The organism is Bradyrhizobium sp. INPA03-11B, from assembly GCF_040446015.1.
In the GTDB taxonomy this organism is placed as follows: domain Bacteria; phylum Pseudomonadota; class Alphaproteobacteria; order Rhizobiales; family Xanthobacteraceae; genus Bradyrhizobium; species Bradyrhizobium macuxiense_A.
The window spans coordinates 1-8209 of record NZ_JASGSR010000207.1; the positions used below are offsets into that span (position 1 = coordinate 1).

At 63.8% G+C, this 8209-nt stretch carries 8 protein-coding genes; 7 read left to right on the top strand and 1 reads right to left on the bottom strand.

The features are described from left to right. Positions 1-83: 83 nt before the first annotated feature. On the bottom strand, positions 84-731 hold the full coding sequence (locus QMZ05_RS39500) for an alpha/beta hydrolase (RefSeq protein WP_016843213.1): 648 nt from the start codon (positions 729-731) through the stop codon (positions 84-86). Positions 732-1159: 428 nt separating this feature from the next. Here QMZ05_RS39500 and QMZ05_RS39505 point away from each other — a divergent pair, with 428 nt between their 5' ends. From QMZ05_RS39505 to QMZ05_RS39535, 7 genes are all read left to right on the top strand, one after another. Then, on the top strand, positions 1160-2317 hold the full coding sequence (locus QMZ05_RS39505; protein ID WP_353705673.1) for a cysteine desulfurase family protein: 1158 nt from the start codon (positions 1160-1162) through the stop codon (positions 2315-2317). 94 nt (positions 2318-2411) lie between these two features. Then, entirely contained in the window at positions 2412-3908 is a 1497-nt protein-coding gene (gene sufB, locus QMZ05_RS39510; RefSeq protein WP_353705674.1) for a Fe-S cluster assembly protein SufB, read from the top strand. A gap of 60 nt (positions 3909-3968) precedes the next feature. Continuing rightward, on the top strand, positions 3969-4721 hold the full coding sequence (gene sufC / locus QMZ05_RS39515) for a Fe-S cluster assembly ATPase SufC (protein WP_353705675.1): 753 nt from the start codon (positions 3969-3971) through the stop codon (positions 4719-4721). Positions 4722-4738: 17 nt separating this feature from the next. After that, positions 4739-6061 carry a Fe-S cluster assembly protein SufD gene (sufD, locus tag QMZ05_RS39520; protein WP_353705676.1) on the top strand — a complete coding sequence of 441 codons (1323 nt, stop codon included), beginning with the start codon at positions 4739-4741 and terminating at the stop codon, positions 6059-6061. After that, the gene (locus QMZ05_RS39525) at positions 6058-7305 is read left to right on the top strand and encodes a cysteine desulfurase (RefSeq protein ID WP_353705677.1); all 1248 of its coding nucleotides are present in this window, start codon (positions 6058-6060) and stop codon (positions 7303-7305) included. The genes sufD and QMZ05_RS39525 overlap by 4 nt, the downstream gene beginning before the upstream one ends. After that, positions 7302-7673, top strand: coding sequence for an SUF system Fe-S cluster assembly protein (locus QMZ05_RS39530; RefSeq protein ID WP_021081118.1), 372 nt, complete (start codon positions 7302-7304; stop codon positions 7671-7673). The genes QMZ05_RS39525 and QMZ05_RS39530 overlap by 4 nt, the downstream gene beginning before the upstream one ends. 74 nt (positions 7674-7747) lie before the next feature. Beyond that, positions 7748-8137, top strand: a complete 390-nt coding sequence (locus QMZ05_RS39535) for an iron-sulfur cluster assembly accessory protein (protein WP_353705678.1) — start codon at positions 7748-7750, stop codon at positions 8135-8137. Positions 8138-8209: the final 72 nt, after the last annotated feature.

Here is an 8209-nt window from a genome sequence, read left to right on the forward strand (position 1 = left end):
CTGATCTATGCCAACACCGTCGTACAGCGCGGGACGCCTTGGCGCGAAACCGGCGTCACGACTTAATGGTTGCTACAAGCGCGTCAGCGGACGTTAGCCAGCCGCATGTCGAGATAGCCGGTCACCGTCTCCATCAGCGGCTCGAGCTTGCCGTCGAAGAAATGGTTGGCGCCCGGGATGACCTGCTGGTCGATCACGATGCCCTTCTGCGTCTTCAGCTTCTCGACCAATGTGTTGACGTCCTTGGGCGGCACCACGGCATCCTTGTCGCCGTGCACGATCAGGCCCGACGACGGGCAGGGCGCGAGGAACGAGAAGTCATAGAGATTGGCGGGCGGCGCGATCGAGATGAAGCCCTCGACCTCGGGCCGGCGCATCAAGAGCTGCATGCCGATCCATGCGCCGAACGAGAAGCCCGCAACCCAGCAGGCACGCGCCTCGGGATTGATCGCCTGCGCCCAGTCGAGCGCGCTCGCCGCGTCGGACAATTCGCCGGTGCCGTGATCGAACGAGCCCTGGCTGCGGCCGACGCCACGGAAGTTGAAGCGCAGCACCGAGAAGCCGCGATGCGCAAACGCGTAGTAGCACTGGTAGACGATCTGGTGATTCATCGTGCCGTGGAACTGCGGATGCGGATGCAGGATCATCGCAATCGGCGCGTTCTTCTGCTTGGCCGGATGATAGCGGCCCTCGAGACGGCCAGCAGGGCCGGTGAAAATGACTTCAGGCATTGTGTTCCCTTGATTGACGCGTTCCCTTGATTGACGTCGATCAATCAACCGGTTGGAGCCATCTTCAGCGACGGGGCGCGAACAGGGCGGCTCATGATGAAATCGGCACAGGCGCCGCCGGGCGGCACGCTGGAGGGCCTTCTAGCATGACGCAAGGGGCAAAAATCAAGGAAATTGTGCCGCTTGGCCGGCGTGAATCCGCGCGGCGCCGCGCGATCCGGATCAACGCGCCGAATTGTTCGTTAGCCACCTGAAGTTTTGGTTTGTCACATTGCTATCGCGCTCGCCGCAAACGGATGTCTTGCCTGGCAACACAGGTGAGGTTTCCGTGCGCGTGAAAAATCTCACTCTGATCTGGTCTCGCTGCCCGACTGTCGTTATGTCGCAGTGGAAGGCCGCAACCACGGTGGTTGCCGCGGACAAGCTCGATGGCCGATCGCGTCTATCTCGACTGGAATGCCACCACGCCGCTTCGCCAGGAAGCGAAGGCGGCGATGGCTGCGGCGTGGGAGTTGAGCGGCAACCCGTCCTCGGTGCACAGCGAGGGACGCCGCGCGCGCCGGCTGGTCGAGGATGCGCGCAACGCGGTGGCCAAGGCGGTCGGCGGCCGGCCGCAGGACGTCGTGTTTGTCTCCGGCGGGACCGAAGCCAATGCGCTGGCCTTGACGCCGGGAATGCGCCGTGGTGCGGGCGCGCCGGTCGAGCGGCTCCTGGCGTCCGCGATCGAGCATGCATCCGTCCTCGCGGGTGGGCGGTTTTCCCGTGAAGCGATCGGCACGGTCAATGTCACGCGCGCCGGGGTGATCGATCTCGGTCACCTGCGCGCGCTGCTGGCGGATGGTCCGGCCGCGCTGGTTTCGGTGATGCTGGCGAACAACGAGACTGGCGCCATCCAGCCGGTGGCCGATGTCGCCGCGATCGTCCACGCGGCCGGCGGTCTGCTGCATGTCGATGCGATCCAGGCGTTCGGCAAGATCCCGTTCGACCTCGCTTCGGCCCAGGCCGATCTCGTGACGCTGTCGGCGCACAAGATCGGTGGACCGAAGGGCACCGGCGCGCTGGTGCTCGCCGAAGGCATCGAAGGACTGGAGGCGTTCCTGCGCGGCGGCGGGCAGGAGCTCGGGCGGCGGGCAGGGACCGAGAACGTCGCGGGGATCGCAGGCTTTGGTGCGGCCGTGAAGGCCGCGATGGCGGCGTTGAAGGCCGACGCCGCCCGCGTCAGGGGGCTGCGCGACCGGCTCGAGCACGGGCTGCGGCAGACGCCTGATGTGCTGGTGTTCTCCGATGACGTGAAACGGTTGCCGAATACCGTTCTTTTCACCGCGCCGGGGATGAAGGCCGAAACGGCCGTGATCGGATTCGATCTCGGCGGGGTAGCGGTGTCCTCCGGTTCCGCCTGTTCATCGGGCAAGGTCCAGCCGTCCCACGTTCTGGAGGCAATGGGATACCGTTCGGAGGTGTCCCAAGGAGCGGTGCGGCTCAGTCTTGGCTGGTCTACCACGGAGACAGACGTGGATTTGACCCTCAAGGCTTGGCGAAAGCTCGCCGATACCTTAGTTAAGGGGGAACGACGAAACACAGCTTGAACTGTTCTAAGCGGATTTCGTCGTCAAAGCATCGTAAGAGATTTTCGGAACTGAGATCCACCGCGGTCCTTGAAACCGCGAGCGGAGGATATGAATGCCTGCTGTACAAGAGACGGTCGAGCGCGTCCGGCGCATCGACGTCGACCAGTATCGATATGGGTTTGAGACGCTGATTGAGTCCGACAAGGCCCCGAAGGGGCTGTCGGAAGACACCGTCCGCTTCATCTCAGCAAAGAAGAATGAACCGGCCTGGATGCTGGAATGGCGCCTGGAGGCATATCGCCGCTGGCTGACCATGACCGAGCCGACCTGGGCCCGCGTCGACTATCCGAAGATCGACTATCAGGACATCTACTATTACGCGGCGCCGAAGCCGAAGAAGACGCTGTCTTCGATCGACGAGATCGATCCGGAAATCCTCAAGACCTACGAGAAGCTCGGCATCCCGCTGCGCGAGGTCGCGATCCTCGAGGGCGTCGAGCCCCCGCCGGGCGGACCGCCGTCGGCGAATCGCAAGATCGCGGTCGATGCCGTGTTCGATTCGGTCTCGGTTGCGACCACCTTCCAGAAGGAGCTGAAGGCGGCCGGCGTGATCTTCATGCCGATCTCGGAGGCGATCCGCGAGCATCCCGAGCTGGTGCAGAAATATCTCGGCACCGTGGTGCCGACCTCGGACAACTATTTCGCGACGCTGAACTCGGCGGTGTTCTCGGACGGCTCGTTCGTCTACGTGCCGCCGGGCGTGCGCTGCCCGATGGAACTGTCGACCTATTTCCGCATCAACGAGCGCAACACCGGCCAGTTCGAGCGCACGCTGATCATCGCCGACAAGGGCTCCTACGTCTCCTATCTCGAAGGCTGCACCGCGCCGCAGCGCGACGAGAACCAGCTGCACGCGGCCGTGGTTGAACTCGTCACGCTCGACGACGCCGAGATCAAGTATTCGACGGTGCAGAACTGGTATCCGGGCAATTCGGAAGGCAAGGGCGGCATCTACAATTTCGTCACCAAGCGTGGCGATTGCCGCGGCAAGAATTCCAAGATCTCCTGGACCCAGGTCGAGACCGGTTCGGCGATCACCTGGAAGTATCCGAGCTGCATCCTGCGCGGCGACAATTCGAGCGGCGAGTTCTACTCGATCGCGATCTCGAACGGTTTCCAGCAGGTCGACTCGGGCACCAAGATGATTCATCTCGGCAAGAACACGTCGAGCCGGATCATCTCCAAGGGCATCGCCGCCGGCAAGTCGCAGAACACCTATCGCGGCCTCGTCAGCGCCCATCGCAAGGCGACCGGCGCGCGCAACTACACCGCCTGCGACTCGCTTCTGATCGGCGACAAGTGCGGCGCGCACACCGTGCCCTATGTCGAGGCCAAGAACTCCTCGGCAACGTTCGAGCATGAAGCGACGACGTCGAAGATTTCCGAGGACGTGCTGTTCTACTGCATCCAGCGCGGGCTCTCGCAGGAGGAAGCCATCGGCCTCGTCGTCAACGGCTTCGTGAAGGACGTGCTGCAGCAACTGCCGATGGAGTTCGCGGTGGAAGCGCAAAAGCTGATCTCGATCAGCCTTGAAGGTTCGGTTGGCTAATCCATCCCGCTTGCGGGCGCGGCCGACGCGCCCTCGCGGATGATGCTCAGGAAAAATCAGATGTCTCTGCTGGAAGTGAAAGATCTGAAGGTTCGTGTCGAGGAACGTGAGATCCTCCACGGGCTGTCGCTCACGGTGAACCCAGGCGAGGTGCACGCGATCATGGGGCCGAACGGCTCCGGCAAATCGACGCTGTCCCACGTCATCGCCGGCAAGCCCGGCTATGAAGTCACCGGCGGCCAGATCCTGTTCAGGGGCGAGGACCTCCTGGAGATGGAGCCCAACGAGCGCGCCGCCAAGGGCGTGTTCCTGGCGTTCCAGTATCCGGTCGAGATCCCCGGCGTGACCACCTGGAATTTCCTGCACGCGGCGCTCAACGCCCAGCGCAAGGCGCGCGGCGAGGACGAGATCTCGTCGCCGGCCTTCCTCAAGAAGGTCCGAGAAGTCGCCAAGTCGCTGAACATTCCGCAGGACATGCTGAAGCGCGGCGTCAATGTCGGCTTCTCCGGCGGCGAGAAGAAGCGCAACGAGATCCTGCAGATGGCGCTGTTCGAGCCGGCCGTCTGCATCCTCGACGAAATGGATTCCGGCCTCGACATCGACGCGCTGCGGATCGCGGCCGACGGCGTCAACGCGCTGCGCTCGCCGGACCGCGCGATGGTCGTGATCACTCACTACCAGCGGCTGCTCAACTACATCGTGCCTGACTTCGTGCACGTGATGTCGAAGGGCCGGGTGGTGAAGAGCGGCGGCAAGGAACTGGCGCTGGAGCTGGAAGAGTCCGGCTACGCGCAGTTCGAAGACGCTGCCTGACAAGTACGGGTTTTCAAATGAACGTTGTCGCAAAGACCGAGACCGGGCGCGCGCTGGGCGATGCATTCGCCGTTGCCCGCGACCATCTGCCGGGCAAGGGCAAGATCGCCGATCAGCGCCGCCAGGCATTCGAGGCTTACGAGCGCTCGGGCCTGCCGCATCGCCGGATTGAGGATTGGAAGTACACCGATTTGCGCGCGCTGATGCGCGAGGTGCTGCCGCTGGCGCCTGCGCCGGATGCTGCGGCGCTGGGTCGCGCAGCAGCCGCCGCCAAGCTGCGGGCGATCGACGGCGTACGCCGCCTGGTGCTGGTCGATGGCGCGTTTGCGCCTGATCTGTCCGATCTCGGCAGCCTCGAGAAGGGGCTCGGCATCCGCCCACTGCGCGAGGTGCTCGACGCCGGCGATGGCGCGCTCTCGGCGCAGGCCTTTGCCACTGACATCTCCAATCCGATGATTGCGCTGAACGGCGCGATGGCGACCGATGGCGTCGTCATCGAGATCGCCGACGGCACGGTGCTGGCGCAGCCGCTGCACATCGTCCATGTTGCATCGGGTACGGCGCCGGCCTCGATGTTCACGCGCTCGCTGCTGCGGCTCGGCCGCGATACCAATGTCACGCTGGTCGAGAGCTATCTCGCTGGTGAGGGCGCCAAGGCCTACCAGGCGCATGACGGGCTGATCGTCGCGATCGGCGACAATGCGCGGCTCGATCACATCAGGCTGGTCGAAGACAGCATCGATGCCTTCAACATTTCCTCGGCGACGATTTCACTCGGCGCGCACGCCCACCTGAACACGTTCGGCCTGACCTCGGGCGGTCATGTCAGCCGCTATCAGCTGACGGTGACCTGCGCCGGCGTGGGCTCCAAGGTCGAGACCAACGGCGTCAATCTGATCAACGGCACGCAGCACGCAGACACCACGCTGTTCATGGATCACGCGGTGCCGCACTGCGCGAGCCGCGAGATATTCCGGGCTGTCGTCGACGACCGTGCCCATAGCGTGTTCCAGGGCCGCATCATCGTCCGTCCGGATGCGCAGAAGACCGACGCCAAAATGATGACCCGCGCGCTGCTGCTGTCCGATGACGCGGAAGCCGACAACAAGCCGGAGCTCGAGATCTTCGCCGACGACGTCACCTGCGGTCACGGTGCGACCACCGGTGCGCTCGACGAGAGCCTGTTGTTCTACATGCGCGCCCGCGGACTGCCAGAGAAGGAAGCGCAGGCGCTGCTGATCCAGGCCTTCGTCGGCGAGGCGATCGAGAGCATCGCCAGCGACGCGTTGCGCGAGGTCGCAATTGCCACCGCGAAGCGCTGGCTGGAAGCAAGGGCGTGAGCATGCACAAGGCGGTCGCCAACGGTTCTTACGACGTCGCCCTGGTGCGACAGGATTTCCCGGCGCTCGCCATGCAGATCTACGGCAAGCCGCTGGTCTATCTCGACAACGCCGCCTCGGCGCAGAAGCCGAATGCGGTGCTCGACCGTATGACCGAGGCCTACAAGAGCGAATACGCCAACGTGCATCGCGGCCTGCACTACCTCGCCAATGCCGCGACCGAGGCCTATGAGGGCGCCCGTGGCAAGGTCGCGCAGTTCATCAACGCGCGCCGCAATGAAGAGATCGTCTTCACCCGTAACGTCACCGAGGCGATCAATTTGGTGGCGTCGTCCTGGGGCGGAGAGAATATCAAAGAGGGCGATGAGATCGTCCTCTCGATCATGGAGCACCACTCCAACATCGTGCCGTGGCACTTCCTCAGGGAGCGCCAAGGTGCCGTGATCAAGTGGGCGCCGGTCGACGACGAAGGCAACTTCCTGATCGAGGAGTTCGAGAAGCTCCTCACATCGCGCACCAAGATCGTCGCCATCACCCAGATGTCGAACGCGCTCGGCACGCTGGTTCCGGTCAAGGAAGTGGTGCGGCTCGCCCACGCCCGCGGCATTCCGGTGCTGGTCGACGGCGCGCAGGGCGCGGTGCATCTGCCGATCGACGTCCAGGACCTCGATTGCGATTTCTACGCCTTCACCGGCCACAAGGTGTACGGCCCGACCGGCATCGGCGCGCTCTACGCCAAGCACGATCTCTTGGTGGCGATGCGGCCGTTCAACGGCGGCGGCGAGATGATCCGTGAAGTGGCCAAGGACTGGGTCACCTATGGCGATCCGCCGCACAAGTTCGAGGCCGGGACGCCGCCGATCGTCGAGGCGATCGGGCTCGGCGCCGCCATCGACTACGTCAATTCGATCGGCAAGGAGCGCATCGCCGCGCATGAGCACGAGCTGCTCACCTATGCGCAGGAGCGCCTTCGCGAGATCAACTCGCTGCGCGTGATCGGGACCGCCCGCAACAAGGGCCCGGTGATCTCGTTCGAGATGAAGGGGGCGCATCCCCACGACGTCGCGACCGTGATCGACCGCCAGGGCATTGCGGTGCGCGCCGGCACCCACTGCGTGATGCCGCTTTTAGAGCGGTTCAACGTCACGGCCACCTGCCGCGCATCCTTTGGGATGTATAATACAAGGGAAGAAGTCGACCATCTGGCGCAGGCGCTGATCAAGGCGCGGGAATTGTTCGCATGACCGATACAGCCGAAGTCAAGACGGCCACCATGGAAACCACCTCGGCACTGCCGGCGGAGGAGACCGAGCGCATGAGCGGCGAGATCGTCGCGGCGCTGAAGACGGTGTTCGACCCGGAAATCCCGGCCGACATCTACGAGCTTGGCCTGATCTACAAGGTCGATCTCAAGGATGATCGCTCGGTCGACATCCTGATGACCCTGACCACGCCGAACTGCCCGGCCGCGGGCGAGCTGCCGACCATGGTCGAGAACGCGGTCGCCAGCGTTCCCGGCGTCGGTGTCGTCAACGTCAATCTGGTCTGGGATCCGGCCTGGACGCCGGACCGGATGTCGGACGAGGCGCGCCTCGTCCTCAATATGTGGTGATGCGTTAGGGGAATAGACTTAGGCTCAAGAAGACCGGCAATTGATTTGCCGCTGGGACTGACCACATGAGTGACATGACGCAAGTTTCACCAACCCCAGCCAAGCCGAAGCGGCCGCGCCCGCAGGTCATGAAGCTGACCGATGCGGCGGCGGAGCGGATCACCGAGCTGACCAAGCGCGCCGATTCGCAGATCGTCGGCCTGCGCGTCGGCATCAAGAATGGCGGCTGCGCCGGACAGTCTTACACCGTCGAATACGCCCACGAGATCCGCCCGACCGACGAAGTGGTCGAGGACAAGGGCGTGAAGATCCTGGTTGATCCGAAGGCCGTGCTGTTCCTGCTCGGCACTGAGATGGATTACGTGGCCGACAAGATGCAGGCCCAGTTCGTGTTCAACAACCCGAACCAGGTTTCCGCCTGCGGCTGCGGCGAATCGGTGCAGCTCAAGCCGGCCACGGTCTAGGTGGTGTGGACAGTTACCGCATCCATAGGACGATAGCAGCAAGAGTGACGACGGCGAGGTAATTTCTAGCTG